Source organism: Ectothiorhodospira sp. BSL-9, from assembly GCF_001632845.1.
Taxonomy (GTDB): domain Bacteria; phylum Pseudomonadota; class Gammaproteobacteria; order Ectothiorhodospirales; family Ectothiorhodospiraceae; genus Ectothiorhodospira.
Map to the genome: position 1 here is coordinate 1,896,250 of NZ_CP011994.1, position 26,066 is coordinate 1,922,315.

A 26,066-nucleotide genomic window follows, 5' to 3' on the forward strand; every position below is an offset into this window, starting at 1 on the left:
CTTCATCCGTCATGCTGATCCTTGCCTCCGCCTCGCCCCGTCGCCGTGAACTGCTGGATCAGATCGGGGTCTGCCATGAGGTGCGCCCCGTGGATGTGGACGAAACCCCTCACCCGGGGGAGGCGCCCGATGAATTCGCCCGGCGCATGGCCCGGGCCAAGGCCCTGGCCGGTGCCCGCCACGCCGCCGGCCAACCAGTGCTGGGGGCCGACACGGTGGTCAGTATTGATGGTGACATCCTGGGCAAGCCCAGGGATCGGGAGCATGCCCTGGCCATGCTGGGCCGACTTTCCGGGCGGGATCACACGGTTTACTCCGCCGTGGCTCTGGTTCAGGGGGAACGGATTCGGGAGGCCCTCAGTGCCACCCGCGTGCGCTTCAAGGCCCTGTCGTTGCCTGAGCGGGAGGACTACTGGGCCAGTGGCGAGCCGGTGGACAAGGCGGGTGCCTACGGCATCCAGGGCCGGGCCGCCCTGTTCGTGGAACATATCCAGGGCAGCTACAGCGGCGTGGTGGGCCTGCCGCTGTTCGAGACCGGGGCCTTGCTGGCCGGGGACTGAAACCCTTGGCATCCTGTATCGTGTAGCGGGCTTCGCCTCCCCGGGCGCCCAGACACCTAGAAACAAGGCACCGAAGAATGATGGGTACGGAAATTCTCATGAATGTCACCCCCCAGGAGACCCGCGTGGCCCTGGTGGAAAACGGCGTGCTGATGGAGCTGAACATGGAGCGCGCCCGACGGCGCGGCCTGGTGGGCAACATCTACAAGGGTCGGGTGAGCCGTGTCCTGCCCGGGATGGATGCCGCCTTTGTGGATATCGGCCTGGAGCGGGCCGCCTTCCTGCACGCCTCCGACGTGGCGCCAGTGGAGCGCGAGGAGTTGCCCCGGGAAGAGACGGAACGCAACGAGCCCATCCAGCGGCTGCTGCGGGAGGGGCAGGACATCCTGGTGCAGGTGATCAAGGACCCCCTGGGCTCCAAGGGAGCCCGCCTGACCACCTACATCACCGTGCCGTCCCGCTATCTGGTGCTCATGCCCGGCAATACCACCATCGGCATCTCCACCCGCATCGAGGCGGACACCGAGCGGGCGCGGCTCAAGACCACCCTGGAGGCCCTGCAGGCAGAGGTGCAGACCTCCTATGGTTTCATCGTGCGCACCGCGGCTGAAGCCGCCCCCGTGGAGGCCCTGAAGAACGATGTGATCTTCCTGGAAAAACTCTGGCAGACCATCCAGCAATCGGCCCGGGCGGCCAAGGCCGGTTCCGAGGTGTACGCGGACCTGCCGCTCACCCTGCGCATCCTGCGGGACATGGTGGGGGTGGACCTGGAAAAGATCCGCATCGACTCCCGGGAGACCGTGCAGCGGGTGAGCGAGTTCGCCCGGGAATACGTGCCTGAACTGGTGGATCGTATCGAGCATTATCCTGGGGAGCGGCCCATCTTCGATCTCTACAATGTGGAAGAGGAGATCCAGAAGGCCCTGGAGCGCAAGGTGGAGCTCAAGTCCGGTGGGTATCTGATCTTTGATCAGACCGAGGCCATGACCACCATCGACATCAATACCGGCGCCTTCGTGGGTCACCGCAACCTGGAAGAGACCATCTTCAAGACGAATCTGGAGGCGGCCCAGGCCATTGCCCGGCAACTGCGGCTGCGCAACCTGGGGGGCATCATCATTGTCGATTTCATCGACATGACCCAGGATGAGCACAAGCGCCAGGTGCTTCGCTCCCTGGAAAAGGCCATGGAAAAGGACTACGCCAAGAGCCAGATCTGCGACGTCTCGCCCCTGGGTCTGGTGGAGATGACCCGCAAGCGCACCCGCGAGAGCCTGGAACATCAACTGTGCGAACCCTGTCCCACCTGTAGCGGGCGTGGCTATGTAAAGTCCGCCGAGACCGTCTGCTACGAGATGTTCCGCGAGATCCTGCGGGAGGCTCGGCAGTTCGATGCCCGGGAACTGCTGGTGCTGGCTTCCCAGGCGGTGGTGGATCTGTTGCTGGACGAGGAATCCGCCAGCGTGGCGCAACTGCAGGAATTCATCGGCATCCCCATCCGCTTCCAGGTGGAGAGCCTGTACACCCAGGAGCAGTTCGACGTGGTGTTGCTCTGACGTCAAACCGCATGATTCACTAAACAAGCCCCTCTCCCCCGGGGGAGAGGGGTTGGGGTGAGGGGCGAGGGCCAGCACAGAGCCTACCCCACCCACTCCCTCATCCCCAGCCCTTCTCCCCCGAGGGGGAGTAGGGAGTGTCTGTAGCTGAACCTTGCTTCTTTCACTTTAACCTCGGGGCAGATCACTTGTCAGTCAGGATCCTTGCCATCGCCATCCGGGTTGCCGTCGCTGCCATCGTCCTGCTGGCCGCGCTGATCCTCGTGCTGCGGCTGGTGGTTCCCCGCTTGCCGGGGCTGGAGGCACGCCTGGAGGCGGAGCTCTCCGAGCTGGCAGGCCAGCCGGTGACGGTGGGGGAACTGGATATCCGCTGGCGCCTGGCCTCCGCCCGGGTCAGCCTCACCGATGTACGTGTTCAGGACCCTGATCACCCGGTACCGCTGCTGGAAGTGGGTGGATTGCAGCTGGATGTGAATCTGCCCGTCACCCTCTGGCGGGGCCAGCTTGCCTTCGGGCGGCTGCTGGTGCGGGATGCCGACGTGCATGTTCTGCGGGATGAATCCGGCCGCGTGCAGGTCCAGGGTACCGCACCTGCGAACAGGGATGCGTCGGCAGCCGCGCCCGCAGACCTCACCGAACTCCTGGCCGGGCGCCGCCTCACCCTCAAGGACAGTCGCTTGCGCTGGGAGGATCGTACCCTGGGCATCGACTACCAGTTCGACGATCTGAATCTTGCCGTGGCCCTGGAGGCAAATCGCCTGCGGCTGGCAGGCGATGTCTTTCTGCCAGCCCAGTTGGGGCATGCCCTCCAGGTGGGCATGGACCTGCGCCTTTCCCCAAAGCGGGATCAATGGCGGGGGCGGGCCTACCTGCAGGCCCAGGATCTTCACGTCCAGGGGCTACCCAGAGAGGCAAGTCAACGCCTGGGGCTGGAGTCGGGCCGACTGGGCGCCCGGTTGTGGCTCACCTGGGACCAGGGCCGGGTGGAACAGGTTCACATGGAGCTGGAGGGGCGTGAACTGGAACTGGCAGCCGGTGAGGGGGGCGAGGCCCTGCCTGCCGGCCTGGATCATGTGGCTGGACGTCTGTTGTGGGTGCGAGAGCGCGCCGGCTGGCAGTTGCGGGGCAGTGACATCCAGTTGGAGCGCCAGGGCCTGGCCTGGCCCGAAGGCGGATTCGATCTGCGATATCGGGAAGACGACGAGGCTCGTCGACTGCAGGGCCGCATCGACTACCTGCGCCTGGACGACATGGCTCCCTTGTGGGCACATCAACCGGTCCTGGAAAAGGCCTGGCGGGAATACGTATCCGCACTGGCCCCCCGAGGCACGGTGCATCAGGTGAACCTGGATCTGCACCTGCCCCACGACGCCCCCCCCAACCTGCACGCCCACGGACATTTTCGCGGGCTTGGGGTATCTCCCCATGGCCCGGTGCCCGGCTTGCGCGGGCTGGAAGGAGGCTTTGCCTTCACAGGGGATGAGGGAGAGCTCTGGGTAGACAGCGAGGGACTGGAATTGACCCTGCCGGATCTGTTCGACCAACCCCTGTGGGCGGAGACTGCCCGGGGCTCGATCCACTGGAAACAAGGCCCGGAAGGGGTAGTGCTGAGCACTCCGGATCTGCTCCTGGCCAACGAGGATATCCAGGCCCGTGCCCGAGGCGGGGTGACCCTGGGCCAGCAGCCGGGCATGGATCTGGTCGTGGAGTTTGGCGCAGGCAACGGCGCCCGCACCGCCCATTATCTGCCGCGAGGCATCATGCCCGAGGAGGCCCATGACTGGGTCAGCCAGGCCGTGGTGGATGGGCGTGTGGTCTCCGGTGGCATGCTGTTCAGGGGGCCCTTCGCGGCCTTTCCCTTCCGGGAGGATGAGGGGCGGTTCCAGGTACAGGCGCGTATCGAGGACGGCATCCTGGACTACCAGGAGGGCTGGCCGCGCATCGAAGCGCTCTTTGGAGAGCTGGTCTTCGAGAATCAGGCCATGGAGGTGCGTGGAGCCCGGGGGCGTTTGTTCGATGCCCAGGTGACCGATGCCCAGGTACGGATCGACGACCTGCAGAGTCCGCGCCTTGAAATCGAAGGCGGGGTTCAGGGTCGGCTCACGGATTATCTTCGTTATGTCTCGGCAAGCCCGCTGGGTGACGGGCTGGACTGGTTGCCCGATGTGCAGGTGGATGGCCAGGGGCAGCTGGATCTGCGCCTGGACATCCCACTGCAGGGGCGCGAGGCCATGGATCGTCCGGATCAGGTGGAGGGTGTCCTCACGCTCCAGGGCAATCGCCTGTCCATGGCGGGGCAGGATCTGGCCCTGGAGGCGATCCAGGGGCAGGTGAATTTCACGGAACAGACCGTCCAGGCCCGGGACGTTTCGGCGCGTTTCAATGACGTCCCCGTCACCCTGAGGGTGGATCGCTTCGCCGACGGCGCACTGCAGGCCCAGGCCGAGGGAACGCAATCGCTTCATGCCCTGCTGGGTGAGGCCATGCCCCAGGCCGTGGGTTCCCGGCTGGAGGGGGCCTCACACTGGCGGGCGCAGCTGCACATGCCGGCGGGTGGGGCGCCCAGACTGGAACTGGATTCGGACCTGGTGGGGGTGACCTCAAGCCTGCCGGCACCCTTTGACAAGCCCCGTTCATCCAGTCGTCCTCTGGAAGTGGAGATCCCCCTGGGGGAGGCCACCGGTCCCATCCAGGCACGCCTTGGGGGGATATTCAGGCCGTCTTCTCCCCCGGTGAGCAACCCGGCGGGACCACGGGGGAATTACGCATTGGCCGCGGGGCTGCGCTGTTGCCAACCGCGGGAGTCCGGGTGGTGGGCCAGCTGGATCGGGTGGACGTGGATGACTGGTGGGCGCTGGCCTCGGAGCTGGAGTCGGCCCCCCTGGAGGGGGTCGGGGGGGCACTCAATGAAGTGGACCTGCAGGTGGGGGGGGTGATGCTGGCTGGTGGCCGCGAAACCCAGGACATGAGCATCCATGCCCGACGGGAGTCCGGCCAATGGGACCTGCAACTGGCCTCGCCGCTGGTGCTGGGCCAGGTGCTGATCCCTTCGGGGGCCGACGACGAAACGCCCCTGGTGGTGGACCTGGACCTGCTGGATCTGGATCAACTGACCCCGGGCGAGGAAGGGCAGGCGCTGGCTGCCCAGATCGACCCGCGCGGCTTGCCGCCGCTGGATATCCGCCTGGGCACGCTGGTGACGGACGGGCGGCGTTTTCGCTCACTGACCCTGGTGACCGAGCCCACCCACGAGGGCCTGGTGATCCGGGAGGGCCGGGCGGCCACGGCGGGGGATCAGCTGCGGGGACGGATGCAGGGTCACTGGAGCGTGGATGATGACGGGGCCCATCACACCCGGCTGGATCTGGAGCTGGACAGTGACAACCTGGGCCTTGGCCTCACCGACCTGGGCTTTGATCACGCCTTCAGCGGTGGCCGGGCCCGGGCGGAGGCCAGCCTGGAGTGGCCCGAGGCCCCTCAACGCTTCGATCTGGCGGCACTGGAGGGAACCGGCGAGTTCAGGGTCAGGGATGGTCGCCTCGTCGAGGTGGAGCCGGGTGCCGGACGCCTGCTGGGCCTGTTCAGTCTCAACCTGCTGCCGCGACGCCTGGCCCTGGACTTTCGTGACTTTTTCCAGCGGGGCTTTGTCTTCGATGAACTCACCGGCAGCTTCCGTCTGTCCGAGGGTAATGTGCACACCCCGGATCTGCGCATCGACGGCCCTGCCGCTCGCATCCGCATTCAGGGGCGGACCGGACTGGTGGCGCGGGATTACGATCAGACCATCGTCGTGATTCCCAGCGTGCGTGGCACCCTGCCTCTGGCGGGGGCCCTGCTGGGCGGTCCGGTGGCGGGCCTGGCAGTGTTCGTCTTCGATCGGGTGGCCGGCGTGGGCGAGTACATCGACGAGGCTGCCCGGGTGGAATATCGTGTCACCGGCTCCTGGTCCAGCCCCCACGTGAAGGGGGTGGCGCGAGGGGGGGAGTAGGCGGGTGTTCGTCAATTCCATCTGAGTATTGCTATAGTACCGGCATGTTGCCAAACCTCCGCAGGGCGCTGTTCCCGTACCTTATGGCCGCGCCCATGCTGGCCATGGCCGGCGAACCCGTCTACTCCATGAGTGCCGACACCTGGTCCCGTCCCCGCGATGCCGGGTCCCTGGTGTCCGAGCCCGCGCTGCGCAGTACCCTGTCGCGCTACGAATCCAGTCGTGGCGGTCACATCGTGCTGCGCCACCCCTCGGGTGAGCAGGGGCATCTCTGGGTGGCGGAACTGCAGGACTGGCTGGTTGCCCTGGGCGTGCCCTCCGAGCACATCCAGCAGGCGCCCACGGACGACCTGGAAACACATATCGAACTCACCATCAATCCATCACCCTGACCATCCAAGGGATTCAACGTGACGATTGCCGCCGCCATTCAAATGGCCTCGGGTACCAACCTGACCGCCAATCTGCAGGAAACGCGACGCCTGATCACCGTGGCTGCCCAGTCGGGGGCCCGTCTGGTGGTGCTGCCGGAAAATTTTGCCCTGATGGGCATGAACGAACTCCACAAGGTGGAGGTCCGCGAGGAGGATGGCCAGGGTCCCATCCAGGACTTCCTGGCCGAACAGGCCCGTCAGCACGGTATCTGGCTGGTGGGCGGGACCGTGCCCCTGGCCTGTCCCGACCCCGGGAAGATCTATGCCAGTTGCCTTGTGTATGACGACCAGGGCCAGCGGGTTGGTCGTTACGACAAGATCCACCTATTCGATGTGCGCCTGCCGGACAACGACGAACACTACGAGGAATCCGACACCATCATGAGCGGTGATCAGGTGGTGGTGGTGGAGACACCCTTTGGCGTGCTCGGGCTGGCGGTGTGCTATGACCTGCGCTTCCCGGAGCTCTTCCGTGGACTGCTGGATCGGGGGGTCGAGATCATCGCCCTGCCGGCGGCCTTCACCGCCGTCACGGGACGTGCCCACTGGGAGCCCCTGGTGCGGGCCAGGGCCATCGAGAACCAGGTATACATGGTGGCTGCTGCCCAGGGGGGATATCACGTGAACGGTCGTGAAACCCACGGTGACAGCATGGTGGTGGATCCCTGGGGCAATGTACTGGACCGTCTGCCCCGGGGCTCCGGCGTGGTGTGTGGCGAAATGGATCCGGAACGCCAGAAGGTCATCCGCCGCAGCTTCCCCTCGATCTATCACCGGCGCCTGTCCTGCGACCTGACCTGAGGGTTGTCCGAGGCCCAGCGGGCATAAAACCCCAGGGCCCTCGGGCTTGAATTACAGACCCAGCCCCCCAACACTGACCTCATGCCCGGCACTGTGCCCGGCATGAGTTATCAGCGACCCCAAACCCGGAAGGCCCCTCTCCATGACCCAGACACTGGAAACCGCACGTCAGCACCTGCTTGATCCCTCCGGCCTGACCGATTCGGATCTGGATCGGGTGCTGGGCACCCTGGCCGGTCCCGGACTGGACGGGGGCGACCTTTATTTTCAACTGGCCCGGCACGAATCCTGGGTGCTGGAAGATGGCATCGTCAAGGAAGGGGGCTACAACATCGAGCAGGGCGTGGGTGTCCGCGCCCTGAGCGGCGACAAGACGGGGTTTGCCTACACCGACGAGATCGCCCCCGCCTCGCTGATGGAGGCGGCCCTGACCGCCCGTGCCATCGGTCGTGATCACCGGGATGGCAGCGTGCCGGTGCGGCGGACCACCCCGGCCCATCGCCTGTACCTGCCGGTGGATCCCCTGGGCACCCTGGATGAGCAGGCCAAGATCGAACTGTTGCAGTCCCTGGATGCCGAGGCCCGTAGCCAGGATCCCCGTATCAGCCAGGTCATGGTCAGTCTTGCCGGCGTCCACGAGGTGGTCATGGTGCTCAATACGGACGGCACCCTGGCGGCGGATATCCGCCCCCTGGTGCGCATGAATGTGCACGTGATTGCCGAGGATCGGGAAGGGCGGCGCGAACAAGGCTCCAGCGGTGGCGGTGGTCGTACCGGGTACGGCTTCTTCCTGGAGAAGGAACGTGGCCTGGGCTATGCCCGCGAGGCCGCCCGTCAGGCCCTGTTGAACCTGGATGCGGTGGATGCCCCGGCCGGGACCATGACCGTGGTACTGGGCTCAGGCTGGCCGGGCGTGCTGCTGCATGAGGCCATTGGTCATGGCCTGGAAGGCGACTTCAACCGCAAGGGCACCTCGGCCTTCAGTGGGCGCATGGGGCAGCGGGTAGCGGCTCCGGGGGTCACGGTGGTGGACGATGGCACCCTGGAGGGGCGTCGCGGATCGCTGAACGTGGATGACGAGGGTACGCCCACCCAGTCCACCACCCTGATCGAGGACGGTGTGCTCAAGTGCTTCATGCAGGATCGCCTGAACGCCCGCCTCATGGGACTTGCGCCCACCGGCAACGGGCGCCGGGAGTCCTACGCACACCTGCCCATGCCCCGCATGACCAATACCTACATGCTGGCCGGGCCCCATGATCCGGCTGAGATCATCGCCTCCGTGGACAAGGGGCTGTATGCCGTCAACTTCGGTGGCGGGCAGGTGGACATCACCTCCGGCAAGTTCGTGTTCTCCGCCTCGGAGGCCTATCTCATCGAGGGTGGCAAGCTCACCCGCCCGGTGAAAGGGGCCACCCTGATCGGCAACGGACCCGATGTGCTCACCCGGGTGTCCATGGTGGGCAATGATCTGAATCTGGATAACGGCGTGGGCACCTGTGGCAAGGAGGGCCAGAGTGTCCCGGTGGGTGTCGGCCAGCCCACCCTGCGGGTGGATGGACTCACAGTGGGTGGCACCAGCCACTGACCCATCATTGTCGCAGGCTGCGCCCGACGCATTCCCTGACAGTCTTGCACTTACCCCACAAAGGAGCCCCCATGTCGCAAACAACCCCCTCGGCCCTGGACGAGAAAGATCTGGAAGCCATCGTCAGCCAGGTGCTGGACGAGGCCCGCCGCGCCGGTGCCACCAGCGCCGAGGCCGCTGCCAGCCAGGACGCCGGGCTGTCGGTCAATGTGCGCCTGGGTGAAGTGGAAACCCTGGAATACCACAAGGATCAGGGCATCGCCGTCACCGTCTACATGGGACAGCGCAAGGGCACGGCCAGCACCTCCGACCTCAAGCCCGGGTCGCTTCGTGAGGCGGCCGAGGCGGCCTGCCGCATCGCCCGTTACACGGCCGAGGACCCCTGTGCCGGTCTGGCCGATCCGGCCCTGATGGCGCAGGACTACCCCGCCCTGGATCTGGACCACCCCTGGGGTCTGACGGCCGATGAGGGTATCGAGATCGCCCGTGCCTGTGAGGCGGCCGCCCGGGAGCGTGATGCCCGTATCGTCAATTCCGAGGGGGCAGGTATCAACAGCTTTCGTGGCACGGCGGTCTACGGTAATACCCACGGCTTCGTGGGCGGCTATGCCACCACCCGGCACTCCCTGAGTTGTTCGGTGCTGGCCGGTGACGATGATGGCAACATGCAGCGTGACTATTGGTACACCGTGGCCCGGCACCGGGAGGCCCTGCAGGCGGCCGGGGCCGTGGGTGTGGAGGCGGCCGACCGGGCCCTGCGTCGTCTGGGAGGACGTCGCCTTTCCACGCGCCGCTGCCCGGTGCTGTATTCCCCGGATGTGGCCCGCTCCGTGCTCGGTCACTTCATCGCCGCCATCCGGGGCAGCACCGTGTATCGCAAGGCCTCCTTCCTGGTGGACCGCCTGGGCGATCCGATCTTCCCGGAGTTCGTGCACATCCATGAACAGCCGCACATCCCCCGGGCCCTGGGCAGTGCCCCCTTCGACAACGAGGGTGTGGCCACCCAGGCCCGGGATCTGGTCAGTGGCGGACGACTGGAGTCCTATGCCCTGGATACCTACGCGGCCCGCAAGCTGGGCATGCAGAGCACCGGCAATGCTGGCGGACTGCGCAACCTGACCATCGACCCCGGCCCCATGGACTTCCAGCAGCTGCTTGCCGAGATGGGCACGGGCCTGCTGGTGACGGAGCTGATTGGCCATGGCATCAACATGGTCACCGGCGACTATTCCCGGGGCGCGGCCGGGTTCTGGGTGGAGAACGGCGAGATTCAGTATCCCGTGGAAGAGATCACCGTGGCCGGCAACCTCAAGGACATGTTCCGTGACCTGCGGGCCGTGGGTTCGGACATGGACCTGCGCGGCAATGTGCGCACCGGCTCGCTGCTCATCGACGGCTTGACGGTGGCAGGGGAATAGCCTCGACCCGGCTAGGGGGTTTCACTGCCAAAAATGGGTTCACGAAGCCCCCATTTGCCGGCCAGGGTCTCCACGGCGTTGAGCACTTCCTCGGCCCGGGCCGGGTGGTTGAATCGGCCCCGGGCAATCCATGCCAGAGCCGTCTCCCGGTCCGGCGCCAGGGAGAGCAGATGAATCAACTCCCCCGCCTGGGCGCCCGTGATCTCCCCCCCCAGCAGCCTGGCCGTGTCCATGTCGGCAATGAGCCGAACGAAGCCCGCCGTGTCATCCTGGCCCAGGGCGCAGGGGGAGGTCTCGAAGGCGGCAAATCCCACGGCCGGTTCGTGGCCGGCGTCCTCTGCGGCATCCTCGTCCATGCCCACCCGGGCCAGCTCCAGGGCACTGTAGACCACTACGGGCACCTGCCCGGGGTCCTGCTCCCGGGTGTTGCCGGTGATGATGTTCTCGATGGCCACCGTGGCATCGGACAGGGCATGATTGGCTGTCATCCAGGAGCTGGCCACGTCGCCGATGGCATACACGTGGTCGGCGCGGGTGCGCAGATGGCTGTCCCGTCGCACAAAGCCGGAATCATCCGTCTCCACCCCGGCGGCCTCCAGTGCCAGTCCCTCGGTGTGGGGCACCCGTCCCGTCCCCAGGCAGACCCAGTCCACGGTTACCGCCTCGCCACCCTCCATCCCCAGTGTGACGCCATCGTCATGGACATCCACCGATACGAAGTTCACACCGCCCTGTAATGTAACCCCCTGGGCCGAGAGCGCATCCCGAAGGGCGCTCAGGGCCGGGCGACTGAAGTTCAGGCGCCGGAGCATGGGGGATCGGGCCAGCCAGGTGACCTGCTTGCCCATCTGGCTGAAGATGAAGGCAAACTCCGTGGCCACCACGCCGCTGCCGATGATGGCGACGCGCTCCCCGGGGGGCGGCGGGTCATCGAACAGCATGTCGCTGGTGAGCACCCGGCCTGGCACGGGCTCAAACGGTGGGGGAACATGGCTATGGGCGCCGGTGGCGATGATGATGTGACGGGCACTGATGGTCTGTTCGCCATGCTGAGTTTTCACCACCAGGGTGTGGGCATCCTGAAAACGGGCATGGCCGGAGAGTGTGGCCACCTTCAGGTGATGCAGATAATCCTGGTAGCTGCCCCGGATACGCTCCACCACGGCCCGCTGATGATTCCAGGCCTGGTCCATGCGGGCGGTGAGTTCTCCCTCCAGTCCCCGGTGGGTAAAGCTGGATTGCGAGGCCACCAGGCGGGCGGTGTGATGCCAGTCCTTCTTGGGCACGCAGCCGCGATTGAGGCAGCACCCACCCCAGTCGGCCTTCTCGATGATGGCCACAGACAGTCCCCGCAGGGCGCCCAGCACCGCCGCCCGATAGCCGCCGGGTCCGGAGCCGATCACTGCCAGGTCAACTTCCTTGGGTGCACTGTCGGGCATGGGGGCTCCCTATGGAGTGGTGGGCGGGGGTGTCAGCGGGGGTTGTCGTGCCACTCCAGAGAGCGGATGTTGAGGACCACGCTATCCCCGTTCTGCTCCTGCTCCAGGCGCACCGGCAGGTAGTTCATGCGCGGCGCAAACCAGGTGCTGACAGTGGTGTCCCGGTCCTCGATCTCCCGTATGACGGGGATGGCCTCCACCCGGCCCATGGGCGTGGTGATGTTGCGTGGCTCACCCACCGTGAAGTGATAGGTGCGGATACGGTCGCGATCCACGATGGTCTGGCTGAACTCCTTTTCGCCCCGGTGCAGCCTGTTGATCATGGCCAGTTGCAGGGCAAAGCGATCCACTGCGTCGGGGGGTAGGTCCAGTTCGAAGGGTTTGTCATTGTGCACGCCCTTCACCCGATACGCCTCCCAGTCGAAACGGCTCTCGGTGAGCCGCTTGCGGCTGCCGCCGGTGTGGCTGTAGAGGTACTCCTCACTACGCAGGCCATCGGGCGTCATGCGCATGATGCTCTGCTCGATGATCTCGTCACTGCGTACCCAGGAGAGCACGCCGGTGGGGCGCAGACGGGCGCGATACCGCAGGAACTCTCCCTCGCGGGTGAGGGTGATGTGTCCCACCACCGAGAGCCCCATCTTCTGGGCCTCATATTCTGCAGTGTAGGAGGGCGGGACGAAGGGCATGGACTGGGCCGCCACCGGCAGGCAGACCAGCAGCAGCGACAGGCCCAGCGCCACCGCGAGCGCCCGGTCAGGCGTCCAGTGGCGTGTCAGCCTCCACCTGGAGGGGGGTGTGCAGGGTGTTTTCATCAAGCCTTACCTGTCCATTTGCGAGTGACAGCCGCCCCTGGCAGAACCAGCGCACCACCTGGGGATAAACGCGGTGTTCCTGTTGCTGTACGCGGGCGGCCAGGGTGTCGGGCGTGTCATCCCCGAGCACCGGTACCCGGGCCTGGATGATCACCGGACCGCCGTCCAGTTCGGTATTGACGAAATGAACACTGCAGCCATGGCTTTCGACACCATCTTCGAGCGCCCGTTCATGGGTATGCAAGCCCCGGTAGGCGGGTAGCAGGGACGGGTGGATGTTGACCAGCCGTCCAGCGTAGTGACCCACGAAGTCCGGAGTGAGCACGCGCATGAAGCCGGCCAGCACCACCAAATCCGGGGTATGGGCATCGATACCGGTCATCAGGGCAGCGTCGAAGGCCTCTCGATCCCCATAATCCCGATGATTGATCACCTCATGGTGAATCCCCGCGCGGGCAGCCCGATCCAGACCCGCCACGCCGGGGCGGTTGCTGATCACGGCGCGGATGCAACCGGGGATGCGGCCATCCTTCACGGCGTCGATCAGGGCCTGCAGGTTGGTGCCCGATCCCGAGATGAGCACCACGATGCCCGGCTGTGTGGCAGCGCCCATCAGCGCACCAGTTCCACGTGAGGGGCACCCTCGCCCGGGGCGATCTCACCCAGGCGCCACGTGTTGATGCCCTCGTTCTTCAGGAGTTCCTGGGCGGCGGCAACCGCCTGGGAGGGCAGCACCACCACCATGCCGATACCGCAGTTGAAGGTGCGCAGCATTTCCCTTTCCTCCACGCCCCCTGCCTGACGCAGCCAGTCGAAAACGGCCGGTCGTGGCCAGGCATCCGGATTCACCCGGGCCAGGGTGCCTTGGGGCATCACCCGGGGCAGGTTTTCCAGCAGGCCGCCCCCGGTGATGTGGGCCAGGGCGTGCACGGGCTGAGCCTGCATCAAGGCCAGCAGGGGTTTGACATAGATCCGCGTGGGGGCCATCAGGGCCTCACCCAGGGTGACCTCGCCGCAGGGGGCGTCCAGATCCGCGTCAGTCAGCTCGATCAGTCGTCGGATCAGGGAATAACCGTTGGAATGGGGGCCGGAGGCCTCCAGGCCCAGCAGGACATCACCGGGGGCCACCTGGCTGCCATCAATCAGACGGGACTTTTCCACGATGCCCACCGCAAACCCGGCCAGATCGTATTCACCGTCACCGTACATGCCCGGCATCTCGGCGGTTTCTCCGCCCACCAGCGCACAGCCTGCCAGGGCGCAGCCGTCGGCAATACCCTTCACCACGTCAGCGGCGGTGTCCACGTCCAGGGCGCCGGTGGCATAGTAATCCAGAAAGAACAGGGGCTCGGCCCCCTGAACGATGATGTCGTTGACGCACATGCCCACCAGGTCGATCCCGATGCTGTCGTGGCGTCCCAGTTGCTGGGCCAGCTTCAGCTTGGTGCCCACGCCATCCGTGCCGGAGACCAGCACCGGCTCGCGGTAATCCTGCCAGGGGAGCTCGAACAGGGCGCCAAAGCTCCCCAGGCCCGCCATCACGCCGGGGCGCCGGGTACGCTGAGCATGGGGCTTGATGCGCTCCACCAGGGCATTGCCCGCATCGATATTGACGCCGGCATCCTGATAGCGGATGCCCTGGGTGGGTGGTTTGTCGTTCTGGGCCATGATGCATGTCCTTGAATGGATGGATGCCGGCCGGCGCTTGGCGGGGCAGGGCCGGCAATCGGGTCGCGAACCGGTGCCTGCCGGGTGCTGACGGGGGCTGTGATGTTAGCGACGCCGGGTGTTGCTGTAAACCGAGGCGGTAGGTCCGGTAGTTATGGTATTTTAGCCACCCAGACACCCCTAGCCCTAGTCCTGGTGCCATGAAATCAGTTGTTCAGTCCCGGCCGTTCCTATCCGTGGTTTTGGCGCTGGCCGCCCTGGCCTGGGCCCCGGTGGCGCTGGCGCTGCCCCCGGCAGGCCTGGATGAGGCCCAGGTGCCCGTGGATACCCGCGATCGCCCCGAGCGTGCCGAGGCCTTCTCCAGGGCCCTGGGTCAGGTGCTGGTCAAATATACCGGAGATCGTGCCCTGGCTGACGATGAACGGGTGGCCGAGTTCCTGGAGCAGGCCCCCCGCCATGTCCGTCAATACCGTTACCAGGATCAGCCTGGCGGCGGGAATGCCCTCTGGGTGCGCTTTGATACGGCCCCCCTGGAGCGCTTCCTGCGTGACAGTGGTCTGCCGGTCTGGGGGCGGGACAGGCCGGTGCTGCTGGTCTGGATGCTGGTGCAGGATGATGATGAGCGACGTTTGGTCGGTGATCAGGATGCCGGTGAGGCACGCCACGCCATGGAGCGTGTTGCCCGCGAGCGTGGCCTGCCATTGATCTTCCCCTTGCTGGATATGGAAGACCAGGCCCGTGTCAGCCCCGCCGATGTGGTGGGTGGTTTTGACGATTCCCTGCGCGAGGCCTCTGCCCGCTACAGCCCCGATGGCATGCTCGTGGTGCGTGTCCGTGAGCGTGGCGGTAACTGGGAGGGGCGCTTCCAGCTGCATGTGGAGCAGGGCGGCGGCACCTGGGAGATGCAGGATGATCGCCTGTCAGGGCTCATGCAGCAGGGAGTGGACCAGGTGGCGGATCACCTCAGCCGGCAGATGGTGGTCACGGGCCTGCAGCAGGACCAGGACGGCGTGACGGTGGTGGTGACGGGGATCGGCTCCCTGTCCGACTACCTGCGGGCGGGCCGGTACCTGTCGAATATGGCCCCGGTGAGCCGTGTGCAGCCCCAGGGGCTGGATGCTGAACGTGCCCTTTTCCTGGTGCAGGTGCGTGGCGAGGCCAGGGATCTTGAACGGGCCGCGCGGCTGGGGTCCACCCTGGCGCCGACATCCCTGGATGATGAAGGCGAGGCCGGTGAGGCCCTTGGATTCAGGTTGCTGCGGTGAGCCTGCGTCAACTGCCCAACACGATCACCCTGCTGCGCATCGCCCTGACGGTGCCCATTGTCTGGGCGCTGCTGGTCGAGGAATACGGGCTGGTGCTGTGGCTGCTGCTCCTGGCTGGCCTGTCGGATGCCCTGGATGGCTGGCTCGTGCGCCGCTATGGCTGGTACACCCGTCTGGGCGGGTATCTGGACCCGCTGGCGGACAAGATACTCGTGGTGAGTACCTATTTCACCGTGGCCTGGACAGGATTGCTGCCCTGGTGGCTGGTGGCCCTGGTGGTGGCCCGGGAGGTCATCATTCTCAGTGGCGCCCTGGCCTTCCGGGCAGTGACACGCAGCCTGGAGATGCAACCGCTGTTCATCAGCAAGGTGAACACCTTCATGCAGATCGTGCTGGTCCTCTCGGTCATCGTGAGTGCAGGGGTGCTTTCCCTGCCGGCCTGGTATCTGGATGGCATGCTCCTGCTGGTGCTTTTCACCACGGTCAGCAGCGGCCTGGCCTATGTGGTGGCCTGGAGTCGCAAGGCCTTCAATCACGGCCGCGCCACCGTCGACCCCCCGCGATGACGTCATGACCCAGCAACTGACCCAGCAACTGACCCTGGACGTGGCCCTGCGTGATGGCGCCACTTTCGATGTCTTTCACTCCGGTGATCATCCCCTGGGCCCGGAGGCAGTGCGCGCGGCCGCCCAGGGCATCGGGGAGCCTCAGGTGTACCTTTTCGGTGAAGCGGGCTGCGGCAAGACGCATCTGCTTGAGGCGGCCTGTCATGAGGTCTGCCGGGCAGGGGGGCGGATCGCCTATCTGCCCATGGGTCTGCTGGCCGATAGTGGTCCGGGCGTCCTGGATGGCTGGGAGGGGCTGGATCTCATCGCCCTGGATGACCTGGACCGGATGCCAAGGGCGGCGGATTTCGAACGGGCCCTGTTCGACTTCATCAATCGTCAACGGGATGCCGGGACGCGCCTGTTGCTCGCCTCGCGCACGGCCCCGCAGTCCCTCTCCGTGGCCCTCCCGGATTTGCGATCACGCCTGCTCTGGGGGCCGGTGTTCCAGCTCCATGAGCTCAGTGACGTCCACAAGCGTGAGGTGCTCGTGCGCCGTGCCCACCGTCGCGGCTTCGACCTGCCCCCGGACGCCTGTGACTACCTGCTGCGCCACAAGCGTCGGGACCTGACTTCACTCATGGGGCTTCTGGACCGCCTGGATAAGGCCTCGCTCCGGGATAAGCGCAAGATCACCCTGCCTTTCGTGCGCAAGGTGCTCCAGGCCGACTAGGCCTCTTTGCGTGCGGCCTTCGCATACCCCAGGCATCCGGCGAAAAACACCAGGCTCAGCACCAGCATCAGCAGCCCATAGGCCTGATGCCCGCCTGTCGTGGCCATGGCCACCCCGATCACCACGTAGGGCAGGGCCAGCAGGCTGCTCCAGACATGGGTCTGGGGGCGCCCGTACAGCAGCCCTCGCAAGGGGATCAGCAGTGGCCCGCCCAGCAGAAGCAGCAGCAGGGAGCGGGGGAAGTCCTCCGGGGGCGAGGCCCAGGTGGTGGCGATCACGATCAGTGTCAGCAGGCCGAAGAAGCCGCCCAGGGTGAGCATGCGGTAGTTGCGCTTGGACACGGTATCACCCCTTGTGGTCGCCACCCTGTTTGAGGGCAAGGGCCGTGCGAGCCAGGCGGCGGCCCAGCGCATGACAGAGTATCCGTTCGTGTTCCGTGAAGGGATTGTCTCCCTTGGGCCCCGAGACATGACTGGGGCCATAGGGCGTTCCGCCGGAGGTGGTTTCGGTCAGCGCGGCCTCCGAGTAGGGCACGCCGACGATGAGCATGCCATGATGCAGCAGTGGGGTGATCATGCTCAGCAGGGTGGATTCCTGACCGCCATGCTGCGTGGCGGTGGAGGTGAACACGCCCGCCGGTTTGCCCACCAGATCCCCGGAGAACCAGAGGTTGCTGGTCTGGTCCAGAAAGTACTTGAGGGGTGCCGCCATGTTGCCAAAACGCGTGGGGGTGCCGAAGGCTGCGCCGTCACAGGCCTGCAGGTCTTCCATGGTGGCGTAGGGTGGGCCGTCCGCCGGGATGGCGTCCTCCACGGCCTCGCAGGTGGTGGATACCGTCGGGACGGTGCGCAGTCGGGCGGTGCACCCGGCCACCTCTTCAACGCCGCGCGCCACATGGCGCGCCATCGTGGCGGTGGCGCCGTAACGGCTGTAATAGACGACAAGGATTTCTGCCTGGGGATTGAGTGTCATGCTCACTCCTGCTGGGCCATGGGACGAACCGTATTTAAACAGCCGTCAAAGGTTTTGTCTGTAGGTGGTTGTTGCCTTGACGATTTTGTAGCCTGGTGCTAGTGTCCTTGAATCTCTCACGGGAGCCTCAGACGCCATCGTGAATTCGAATCGCATCCTGCTTTCCTTCTCTCGCCCTGCCGGCCGGCGTCGCGCCATATTATACGCCCTGGCCCTGCTTGTGGGCGCTGTGCTGATGCTGTCGGGTTGTGCCACCACACCGCCCGTTCAGGAGATGAGTGATGCCCGGCAGGCCCTCAGGGCGGCCGAGGAGGCTCAGGCCCCCCATCGTGCCGGCGAGACCTATCAGCGTTCCCGTGAGCTGCTGGAGCAGGCCGAGGGCCGGCTGCAGCAGGGTGAGTACCGGTCGGCGCGCTACAAGGCCAACGAGGCCAAGCGTCTGGCCATTGAGGCGCGCATTCAGGCCGGGGATTGACCCCCTCGCAGCGTTCGCGTTGCATCGCGGGATCGTCTAGAATCAAAGGTAGTGGGGTTGTCCCCCTATCTCGATTACCAGGATTCAAAAGGGAGTCTGTGGCCGTGAAAACCAAAAAGAACATGATATTGCTGGCGGGCGTGATGTCTGCGGCTCTGCTGTCAGGCTGCGCCACCGTGTCAGAGACCCCCGTGGGGACAGCCTACCTGATCGATGCCAGTGGCGAGCATGTGAGAAGTGCTGGCGGGGACTGCTGGCGCACCGGCTACTGGACCGAAGCGCGTGCCAACGAGACCTGCGATCCGCAGCTGTTCGCCCGTGCCCCGGAGCCGGCGCCAGCACCGGAACCCGAGCCTGCACCGCCTCCGGCCGAGCCCAAGCCGGAACCCGAGCCCAGTTTCATGTCGTATAACGTGGAGCGGGGCGATAGCCTCTGGAAGATCTCCGGCAAGAGTTCCGTGTACGGCAACCCCTACCAGTGGCCCCTGATCTACCGCGCCAATGTGGACCAGATCCGCGATGCCGACCTGATCTTCCCGGGACAGGAGCTGCGGATCGAGCGGAATCCTGCCTCGGCTGATGTGGATGAGGCAGTGCGGCATGCCCGCACCCGGGGTGCCTGGCAGGTCGGCCCGGTGGAGCGCTCTGACGTGCGCTACCTGGAACAGTATGGGCTGTCTCCCATGCGTTGATCCGGACGACCTTCGGGCCCGAACATGATCAATGTCGCAGTGCTTGATGGAAGGGCCCGCCTTGGCGGGCCCTTCCACGTTGTGCCCACTTATCGAAAGATAGCCGGATACGGAGTCAAACATCATGTCCCAGACCCATCATCAGGCCCTGCGCTGCTGGGTGTCAGGCCGTGTGCAGGGCGTGTTCTTTCGGGCCTCCACCCAGGTCAAGGCACGAGAGCTGGGCCTGGATGGGTATGCCATGAACCTGCCTGATGGGCGAGTGGAAGTGGTGGCCCAAGGCCCGGAAGCTGCACTGGAGTCGCTCAGGCAATGGCTGCGCCAGGGGCCATCCCAGGCTCGGGTGGACAGTCTCGACTGCGAGGCCTTTGCCGGGCCGGTGGAGTCGGGGTTTCACACCCGCTGAGGTGCTGGGCCGTCCTGCCTCAGGCCCTGGCTCGGGGCAGGATGACGGTGAGGATTTCCATGAACTGAGGCGTGATTTCGTCCCAGATGTCATCCGTGTCCTCTTCGTTCAATTTCAGCGTGGTCCAGATTCCCGGATCCACCAGGCATGCATAGCCACCATATTCACTGAAACTGCCGTGCTCGGTGCGATTGCTCAGGGCGTCGGCCAGGTGCACCACCGACACCTCCAGACTGGCCTGGTGAGCGGCGCCAGGCCGGTGATGTCGGCCCACCGCCTCCTGCAGGACCGGTGGCAGGCCCCAGATACGCAGCAGCTCCCCGCCCACGTCTGCGTGATCGAATCCCAGAATCTCCCGCTCCTGCTCCGCCAGCACCTGTTCATTGCCCCGGGAGATCATCAGGGCCTCGCGCAACTCCTCGGGATAGCGGCTGTACAGCACCAGGCTGCCCACATCGTGCAGCAGCCCCGCCACGAACAGCCTTTCCGGATGCAGCACGTGGCAGCGCTGGGCCAGCGAGCGGGCCACCAGGGCCGTGAAGATGCTGTGACGCCAGAACACCGCCACATTGACCAGTTCGCAGGGCAGGCGCGAGAAGGTGTTCGTGGCGCTCACTGCCAGCGCCAGGTGATACAGGGCTCGTGTGCCGATGATGGAAATGGCCCTGGAGACCGTATCGATCCGGTTGGGCAGGCCGTACATGGCCGAGTTGGCCAGGTGCAGCACCTGGGCGCTCAGGTTGGGATCCTGTGTCACAATGGCGGCAATGCTGTTGGCCGAAGAGTGGGGCGCCTCCAGCGCCTGGCGCAGCCGGATGATGATTTCCGGGGGGGATATCAGGTGCGACACGTCCTTCAACAGGTCGCCGAGATCGAACCGCTTGTCTGAAAGGTCACCCATGCGTTTGATTGGTCTCGAAAAAATTTGAATTTTGTCGCGTTTCCCAAGCCTAACTATGGACTATAAGACACTGAAGTCAACCGCGACGGGAGCGGTCCCAAGCAACCCCAGGTTATTGCCATGAACGAGAAAGCCGTACACAACGTGGTCGCGTTCAAGGCCCCAGGTCCACACAAGGCGGGGGGCCGCATGCCCATTCAGATCCTGGGCCATTGCCGGAACCTGTCTACCCGTCACGTGGAGCCGCTGCTGCGGGAGATGCTGGATAACGCCGACGACGCCCTCTTCAAGCTGGCGGAGAAGGCCGAGGACAACCGCTCCCAGACGGCCTATTTCGACGCCATGCGGGAGCTGCGCCGGCAGCGCTCCACCATGGAGAGTGAGTACGCCACCCAGATGGCACGGGTCTTCGATCAGTGCCTGCGCGCCAGGCCCGCGGCGTCGCGGTCTCCCACCGCCGAACCGGATGAACTGAGCCTGGTGGACGATGAGGAACTGGAGGAAAACCTGGCCATCGATGGCATGGTGGGCAAGGCACGGCGCCTGAATGAGCATGACCTGCATGCCATCGAGCGGCGTCTGGCTGCGGTGATGGAGCGATCCCGCTTGAGCGAGGAGGACAACCCGGTGGACCCCGTGGCGTTTTGTCGGGGGTTTCGGGATGCCATGCAGGTGCTGGATGTGGATATCCGCATTCGCCTGATCATCTTCAAGCTGTTTGATCAGTTCGTGGTCACCCGCCTGGCCCCGTTGTATCACGAGATCAACCGCTACCTGGTGGAAATGCGCATCCTGCCGGACCTGCGCCACGAAGGCCGGGAGGGCCGGCCCGTTCCCGAGTCTCGCAGGGATGCTCCGGAGGGCTCCCTGGACGAAGCCGGGATGGATCCGGGTGCGTACGATGTCGACAGCGAGGATGACGAGGGCGATCTGGTGGCGCTGCTGCGGCACTGGGTGGGTCGTCGGGGCCCACAGGGGTCAGTCCACCAGGGTGGACGGTCCGGGGGCATGGGGGCCGGTGTGCCTGGTGGTGGCTCCGGCACGGGCAGCGCCGTTTCGGGGTCGGGCAGAGCGGTCACGGCCGACATGGGCGCGGTGATCGCCGCCCTGTCCTCGCTGCCCTCCTCGGGTCAGGTGGGCGTCGTGGGAGGTGGGGCCGCCGAACTCAAGGGTGCCGTGGTCGGTGCATTGAACACCGGCGGTGATCAGGCCGTTGCCCTCAACGGCATGGATGAGTCGGCTATCGATATCGTCGCCATGCTGTTCGAATTCATCTTTGATGACCCGGCGCTGCCGGCCCCCATCAAGGAACTCATTGGTCGTTTGCAGATTCCCGTACTCAAGGTGGCCCTGCTGGACAAGGGCTTCTTCAGTCGCAAGCGTCACCCGGCTCGCCGCCTGCTCACGGAGCTGTCCCGGGTGGGCGTGGGCTGGTCCGAGGCCGCCGACGAGGAGGAGGGTCTGCGGGTCAAGATCGAGTCCCTGGTGGAGCGCCTGCTGAATGACTTCGAGGATGATGTGGGCATCTTCGATGAGGTTCTCCAGGACCTGCAGGATTTCTGCGCCCAGCAGGCCGAGCGGGCCGCCCAACGGGAGGAGCAGGCGGCCCTGGCCACCCAGGGGCGCGAGAATCTGCTGCTGGCCAGAGGGGTGGCTGACGAGGCCATTGAACGGGTGATCGACGGGCGTTCCCTGCCCGAACCCATCGAGCATCTGTTGCGCCACACCTGGAAGGAATTGCTGGTGCTGATCTACCTGAGGAATGGTCAGCACAGTCAGTTGTGGCAGAAGGCCTTGAACGTGGCCTCACTGCTGGTGTGGAGTCTCATTCCCAAGGGGCGGCAGGATGAACGAGATCAGCTTACGGGTCTGCTGCCCTCATTGCTCAAGGCCCTTCAGGACGGCATGGCCCGCATGTCGCGGCCACCGGAGGAGCAACAGGAAGTCATGGCCCTGCTGGCCCGTGAACACACGCGCATGGTGAAGACGCCGATGCCAGCCGGGGATGCCGCCACGGTGGCGCCCGACCTGGAGGATGTGACGGCGACAACCGCCACCCGCAAGCAGGGTGTCGACCCCGCGCCCACTGCCGGGGAGGCGAAGCCTGCTGCGGATCCCCTTTTTCAGTCACCGGCCCGCGAGACACCGGCGGAGGACGTTGCGGAGGATGTCCACGATGGTCGCTCCTTCATGGCCCGCAAGGTGGCGGAAATCAACCAGTTGATCTCCGAAGGGCGCTTCAGCGTGCCGGGTCAGAGCACTCCGGAGGCGTGGGAAGGCGAGGCTGCTGGGGATGTCCCCGTGGAGGACCTGCATCTGATGACCGCCCGGGAACTGGCCGAGGGCACCTGGCTGGAACTGCTGGACGCGGAGAACCAGCCCGAGCGGATCAAGCTGTCCTGGAAAAGCCTCATCAGCGGCAAGTACTTCTTCGTCAATCGTCAGGGGCTGAAGGTCCGGGAGATGACCTCCCACGCCCTGGCCGCCGAGTTCCGGGCCGGCCGGGCGAGGATCATCGAGGATGTACCGGTCTTCGATCGGGCCATCGAGACCCTCATGTCCAGCCTGAAATAGGAGGGCGCTGGGGCGGCGCCCCTAGCCACCTATGACAAATTTGTGGTTTTATTAGCGGGTTTTTCCATCTGGCCACCCCCCACAGACTGGAGTACCCGGTGAACAAGAAGAGCTTGCTGCGCGGCATGGCCGCTGTCACGACCCTCCTTGCCCTGGCTGTTGCCGGGCCCGCTCCGGCCTCTGATGAGCCCATACGCATCGGCGCCTTCGTCTCCGCCACGGGCCCCGCGTCCTTCCTGGGCGACCCGGAACTCAAGACCCTGGAGATGTATGTGGAGCGCATCAATGAGGCGGGCGGGGTGCTGGGTCGGCCTCTGCGTCTGATTCATTACGATGATGGGGGCAGTGCCTCCGAGGCCCGCAACTTTGCCAATCGTCTGTTGCGCCGCGATCGGGTGGACGTGCTCATTGGCGGCAGTACCACCGGCACCACCATGGCCGCCGTGCCCCTGGCCGAGCGGGCCCGTACACCAATGATCTCCATGGCCGGTGCCCTCACCATCGTCGAACCCGTGCGTCCCTGGGTATTCAAGACCCCGCAGTCGGATCGCATGGCGGCGGAACGTGTCCTGAGCGACATGCAGGAGCGCGGCATCACGCGCATCGGCCTGATCTCCGGCACCGACGGGTTTGGTCGCTCTGGTCGGGAACAGACCCTGGAAGTGGTGGAACAGTTCGGGATCCAGGTGGTGGCGGATCAGACCTACGGCCCCCAGGATACGGACATGACCTCACAGCTCACCCGTATCCGCAACACCGAGGGCGTTGAGGCGGTATTCAATTTCGGTTTCGGCCAGGGGCCGGCCATCGTCACCCGCAACTATGCCCACCTGGGCATTGATCTGCCCCTGTACCAGTCCCACGGCGTGGCCTCCGATCGCTTCCTGGATCTGGCCGGATCGGCCGCCGAAGGGGTGCGCCTGCCTGCTTCTGCGCTGCTGGTGCCCGATGCATTGCCGGATGACGACCCGCAGAAGCCGGTGGTGCAGGGTTACAAGGAGGCCTATGAGGCGCGCTGGAATACTTCCGTGTCCACCTTTGGCGGTTATGCCTACGATGCCCTGCACCTGGCCATCCACGCCATCGAACAGGCGGGCAGTACCGACCCCGAGGCCATTCGCGACGCCCTGGAATCGGTTCAGGGTTTCGTCGGGGTGACCGGGGTCTTCAACATGACGCCGGAGGACCACAACGGTCTTGAGCCTGAATCCTTCCGTCTGCTGGAGGTTCGCGACGGTCGCTGGGCGTTGATCGACTGAGCCCCGTGTCCGTCAGTGCACGGCGCCCGGGTGACTCCTTGCCCGGGCGTTCCACATGACCCTTGTTAGCCTGCCTCGAGTCCCGCATGTTTGCCGAGTTCCTACAGTACCTCTTCGCCGGCGTGACCACCGGCGCCATCTATGCCCTGGTGGCCCTGGGGTTCACCCTGGTGTACAACGCCAGCCACGTGATCAACTTTGCCCAGGGTGAGTTCATCATGATCGGTGGCATGGCCACCCTGGCCTTCATGGTCATGGGGGTGCCCATGCCTCTGGCCATTGCCATGGCGATCCTCCTGGCGGCGGTGCTGGGCGCGCTCCTGCACCGGCTCGCCATCGCCACGGCCCGGCAGGCGGATGTGGTCACCCTGATCATCATCACCATTGGCGCCGCTATCTTCCTCAGGGGCATCGCCCAGGTGATCTGGGGCAAGGAGTACCATGCCCTGCCTTCCTTCAGTGAACGGGCATCCATCGAGGTGATGGGGGCGGTGATGTACACCCAGAGCCTGTGGGTGCTGGGCATTGCCACCGTCCTGGTGCTGGTGCTGGCCCTGTTCTTCAGGCGCACGCTGCTGGGCAAGGCCATCCTGGCCACCTGCATGAACAAGCAGGCTGCCCGTCTCATGGGGGTGCGCATCCAGTTCGTGGTCATGCTGGCCTTCACCCTGGCGGCCATTCTCGGCGCCGTGGCCGGTGTGGTGGCCGCGCCCATTACGCTGACCTCCTACGACATCGGCATCATGCTGGGCCTCAAGGGGTTCGTGGCAGCGGCCATCGGTGGGCTGGGCAGCGGCGTGGGGGCCGTGGTAGGCGGCCTGCTGCTGGGTATCGCCGAGGCCATGACCGCCGGTTACATTTCCTCCGATTACAAGGACGCGGTGGCCTTTTTGCTTATCCTGGTGATCCTGCTGTTCATGCCTCGGGGGCTGTTCGGTAGTCGCGTGGCGGAGCGGGTCTGATGCGTTTGCCCATGCCTTCGAAGATGCCGGGTCTGCCGGTGCTGGTGCTCGTGCTGCTGCTGGTGCCCATCGTTCTGAACGACGAGTTTTATCTGGATATCGCCACCCAGATGGCCCTGATCGCCGCCACGGTGGTGGGGCTCAACCTGTTGGTGGGCTATGCGGGGCAGGTGAGTCTGGGGCACGCGGCATTCTTTGCCATGGGGGCCTACGGCAGTGCCATTCTCACGGGTACCTACGGCTGGACGCCGGTGCCAGCGCTGCTGTGTGCCGCCTTGCTGGTGGCCACCCTGGCCTGGCTCGTGGGGCGCCCCATCCTGCGTCTGAAGGGGCATTACCTATCCATGGCCACCCTGGGCCTGGGCATCATCATCGCCATTGTCATCAACAACGAGGGCTGGCTGACCGGAGGGCCCGACGGGATCCCGGTGGAACCCCTGTCGCTGATGGGCTTTGAACTGAGCATCTTCGATGAATACCATCTCTTCGGGCTGGTCATCTCGGGCACCCATGCCTGGTATGCCCTGGCCGGGGTCCTGCTCGTGCTGGCCGTATGGATCGCCCAGAACCTGATCGACTCCCCCATCGGGCGGGCCCTGCGCGCGGTGCATGGCTCCGAGGTGGCGGCGCGCACCGTGGGGGTGGACACCAGTCACTACAAGCTGTTGATCTTTGTGATCTCGGCGGTGTATGCCAGCGTCATGGGGAGTTTCTTCGCCCACTACACCGGGTTCATCACGCCGCAGCTGGCCACCTTCGAACACTCCATCGAGCTGATCACCATGGTGGTGCTGGGGGGCATGGGATCCACGTATGGCGTGATCATCGGGGCCGTGCTGCTGCTCTTGCTGCCGCAGTTGCTCACCGATTTTCACGAGTACGAGATGATGATGTTCGGTCTCATCCTGATGCTCACCATGATCTTCATGCCCAAGGGGTTGCTGCCCACCCTCACGGCCCTGGTGAAACGTCATTGGCCGGGGGGCGCGCGGTCATCGGGTCCGGGGGGGTGAGC

At 65.4% G+C, this 26,066-nt stretch carries 25 protein-coding genes; 18 read left to right on the forward strand and 7 right to left on the reverse strand.

Annotation, left to right across the window (positions count from 1 at the left end):
* Window positions 1-11 precede the first annotated feature (11 nt).
* The 8 genes from ECTOBSL9_RS08955 (at window position 12) to pmbA (ending at window position 10,345) form a co-directional block, all read left to right on the forward strand.
* Window positions 12-560: a nucleoside triphosphate pyrophosphatase gene (locus tag ECTOBSL9_RS08955; RefSeq protein ID WP_063464754.1), complete on the forward strand. Its 549-nt coding sequence runs from the start codon at window positions 12-14 to the stop codon at window positions 558-560.
* A gap of 77 nt (window positions 561-637) precedes the next feature.
* Window positions 638-2,116 carry a ribonuclease G gene (gene rng, locus ECTOBSL9_RS08960; protein WP_025282169.1) on the forward strand — a complete coding sequence of 493 codons (1,479 nt, stop codon included), beginning with the start codon at window positions 638-640 and terminating at the stop codon, window positions 2,114-2,116.
* A 188-nt stretch (window positions 2,117-2,304) separates the two neighbouring features.
* On the forward strand, window positions 2,305-5,052 hold the full coding sequence (locus ECTOBSL9_RS08965) for a YhdP family protein (RefSeq protein ID WP_063464755.1): 2,748 nt from the start codon (window positions 2,305-2,307) through the stop codon (window positions 5,050-5,052).
* Window positions 4,938-6,104, forward strand: coding sequence for an AsmA-like C-terminal region-containing protein (locus ECTOBSL9_RS17525; RefSeq protein ID WP_240481117.1), 1,167 nt, complete (start codon window positions 4,938-4,940; stop codon window positions 6,102-6,104). Before ECTOBSL9_RS08965 ends, ECTOBSL9_RS17525 begins: the two co-directional genes overlap by 115 nt.
* Before the next feature lie 44 nt (window positions 6,105-6,148).
* The gene (locus ECTOBSL9_RS08970; protein ID WP_063464756.1) at window positions 6,149-6,496 is read left to right on the forward strand and encodes a hypothetical protein; all 348 of its coding nucleotides are present in this window, start codon (window positions 6,149-6,151) and stop codon (window positions 6,494-6,496) included.
* Between the two features lie 42 nt (window positions 6,497-6,538).
* Window positions 6,539-7,339, forward strand: coding sequence for a carbon-nitrogen hydrolase family protein (locus ECTOBSL9_RS08975; RefSeq protein ID WP_082829839.1), 801 nt, complete (start codon window positions 6,539-6,541; stop codon window positions 7,337-7,339).
* 142 nt (window positions 7,340-7,481) lie between these two features.
* Complete coding sequence (gene tldD, locus ECTOBSL9_RS08980; RefSeq protein WP_063464758.1) at window positions 7,482-8,927, forward strand: metalloprotease TldD; 1,446 nt, start codon at window positions 7,482-7,484, stop codon at window positions 8,925-8,927.
* 71 nt (window positions 8,928-8,998) lie between these two features.
* Entirely contained in the window at window positions 8,999-10,345 is a 1,347-nt protein-coding gene (pmbA, locus tag ECTOBSL9_RS08985; protein ID WP_205631952.1) for a metalloprotease PmbA, read from the forward strand.
* An 11-nt stretch (window positions 10,346-10,356) separates the two neighbouring features.
* Here pmbA and ECTOBSL9_RS08990 read toward each other — a convergent pair whose 3' ends face one another.
* From ECTOBSL9_RS08990 to purM, 4 genes are read right to left on the reverse strand one after another with little or no spacing between them, the layout of a single operon-like run.
* Window positions 10,357-11,784, reverse strand: a complete 1,428-nt coding sequence (locus ECTOBSL9_RS08990) for an NAD(P)/FAD-dependent oxidoreductase (RefSeq protein ID WP_063464759.1) — start codon at window positions 11,782-11,784, stop codon at window positions 10,357-10,359.
* 32 nt (window positions 11,785-11,816) lie between these two features.
* Window positions 11,817-12,599, reverse strand: coding sequence for a DUF3108 domain-containing protein (locus ECTOBSL9_RS08995; protein WP_063464760.1), 783 nt, complete (start codon window positions 12,597-12,599; stop codon window positions 11,817-11,819).
* Window positions 12,541-13,212 carry a phosphoribosylglycinamide formyltransferase gene (gene purN / locus ECTOBSL9_RS09000; protein ID WP_063464761.1) on the reverse strand — a complete coding sequence of 224 codons (672 nt, stop codon included), beginning with the start codon at window positions 13,210-13,212 and terminating at the stop codon, window positions 12,541-12,543. The genes ECTOBSL9_RS08995 and purN overlap by 59 nt, the downstream gene beginning before the upstream one ends.
* Entirely contained in the window at window positions 13,212-14,267 is a 1,056-nt protein-coding gene (gene purM, locus ECTOBSL9_RS09005) for a phosphoribosylformylglycinamidine cyclo-ligase (protein ID WP_063464762.1), read from the reverse strand. Before purM ends, purN begins: the two co-directional genes overlap by 1 nt.
* A gap of 200 nt (window positions 14,268-14,467) precedes the next feature.
* On the opposite strand from purM, the gene ECTOBSL9_RS09010 reads away from it, so the two are divergent.
* From ECTOBSL9_RS09010 to hda, 3 genes are read left to right on the forward strand one after another with little or no spacing between them, the layout of a single operon-like run.
* Window positions 14,468-15,532: a DUF2066 domain-containing protein gene (locus tag ECTOBSL9_RS09010; protein ID WP_082829840.1), complete on the forward strand. Its 1,065-nt coding sequence runs from the start codon at window positions 14,468-14,470 to the stop codon at window positions 15,530-15,532.
* The gene (locus tag ECTOBSL9_RS09015) at window positions 15,529-16,098 is read left to right on the forward strand and encodes a CDP-alcohol phosphatidyltransferase family protein (RefSeq protein WP_063464764.1); all 570 of its coding nucleotides are present in this window, start codon (window positions 15,529-15,531) and stop codon (window positions 16,096-16,098) included. Before ECTOBSL9_RS09010 ends, ECTOBSL9_RS09015 begins: the two co-directional genes overlap by 4 nt.
* Window positions 16,099-16,102: 4 nt before the next feature.
* Window positions 16,103-16,810, forward strand: coding sequence for a DnaA regulatory inactivator Hda (gene hda / locus ECTOBSL9_RS09020; protein ID WP_063464765.1), 708 nt, complete (start codon window positions 16,103-16,105; stop codon window positions 16,808-16,810).
* Here hda and ECTOBSL9_RS09025 read toward each other — a convergent pair.
* The gene (locus ECTOBSL9_RS09025) at window positions 16,807-17,151 is read right to left on the reverse strand and encodes a DUF2069 domain-containing protein (protein ID WP_371258971.1); all 345 of its coding nucleotides are present in this window, start codon (window positions 17,149-17,151) and stop codon (window positions 16,807-16,809) included. The genes hda and ECTOBSL9_RS09025 overlap by 4 nt on opposite strands.
* A gap of 4 nt (window positions 17,152-17,155) precedes the next feature.
* Entirely contained in the window at window positions 17,156-17,782 is a 627-nt protein-coding gene (gene wrbA, locus ECTOBSL9_RS09030) for an NAD(P)H:quinone oxidoreductase (protein ID WP_063464766.1), read from the reverse strand.
* Between the two features lie 139 nt (window positions 17,783-17,921).
* Between wrbA and ECTOBSL9_RS09035 the strand changes: the two genes are divergently transcribed.
* The 3 genes from ECTOBSL9_RS09035 (at window position 17,922) to ECTOBSL9_RS09045 (ending at window position 19,355) form a co-directional block, all read left to right on the forward strand.
* On the forward strand, window positions 17,922-18,257 hold the full coding sequence (locus ECTOBSL9_RS09035; RefSeq protein WP_240480946.1) for a DUF4398 domain-containing protein: 336 nt from the start codon (window positions 17,922-17,924) through the stop codon (window positions 18,255-18,257).
* 104 nt (window positions 18,258-18,361) lie between these two features.
* On the forward strand, window positions 18,362-18,949 hold the full coding sequence (locus ECTOBSL9_RS17530) for a LysM peptidoglycan-binding domain-containing protein (protein ID WP_240480947.1): 588 nt from the start codon (window positions 18,362-18,364) through the stop codon (window positions 18,947-18,949).
* Between the two features lie 124 nt (window positions 18,950-19,073).
* Window positions 19,074-19,355 (forward strand): acylphosphatase, encoded by a 282-nt coding sequence (locus tag ECTOBSL9_RS09045; protein WP_063464767.1) that lies wholly within the window; start codon window positions 19,074-19,076, stop codon window positions 19,353-19,355.
* A 19-nt stretch (window positions 19,356-19,374) separates the two neighbouring features.
* Here the strand turns inward: ECTOBSL9_RS09045 and ECTOBSL9_RS09050 are convergent, their stop codons facing one another.
* Window positions 19,375-20,256 carry an HDOD domain-containing protein gene (locus ECTOBSL9_RS09050; RefSeq protein WP_063464768.1) on the reverse strand — a complete coding sequence of 294 codons (882 nt, stop codon included), beginning with the start codon at window positions 20,254-20,256 and terminating at the stop codon, window positions 19,375-19,377.
* Between the two features lie 120 nt (window positions 20,257-20,376).
* Here ECTOBSL9_RS09050 and ECTOBSL9_RS09055 point away from each other — a divergent pair, with 120 nt between their 5' ends.
* The 4 genes from ECTOBSL9_RS09055 (at window position 20,377) to ECTOBSL9_RS09070 (ending at window position 26,064) form a co-directional block, all read left to right on the forward strand.
* Window positions 20,377-22,830, forward strand: coding sequence for a DUF1631 domain-containing protein (locus ECTOBSL9_RS09055; RefSeq protein ID WP_063464769.1), 2,454 nt, complete (start codon window positions 20,377-20,379; stop codon window positions 22,828-22,830).
* Between the two features lie 98 nt (window positions 22,831-22,928).
* The gene (locus ECTOBSL9_RS09060) at window positions 22,929-24,089 is read left to right on the forward strand and encodes an ABC transporter substrate-binding protein (protein WP_240480948.1); all 1,161 of its coding nucleotides are present in this window, start codon (window positions 22,929-22,931) and stop codon (window positions 24,087-24,089) included.
* 86 nt (window positions 24,090-24,175) lie between these two features.
* Window positions 24,176-25,051: a branched-chain amino acid ABC transporter permease gene (locus ECTOBSL9_RS09065; RefSeq protein ID WP_063464770.1), complete on the forward strand. Its 876-nt coding sequence runs from the start codon at window positions 24,176-24,178 to the stop codon at window positions 25,049-25,051.
* Window positions 25,051-26,064 (forward strand): branched-chain amino acid ABC transporter permease, encoded by a 1,014-nt coding sequence (locus tag ECTOBSL9_RS09070; protein WP_205631953.1) that lies wholly within the window; start codon window positions 25,051-25,053, stop codon window positions 26,062-26,064. The genes ECTOBSL9_RS09065 and ECTOBSL9_RS09070 overlap by 1 nt, the downstream gene beginning before the upstream one ends.
* Window positions 26,065-26,066 lie beyond the last annotated feature (2 nt).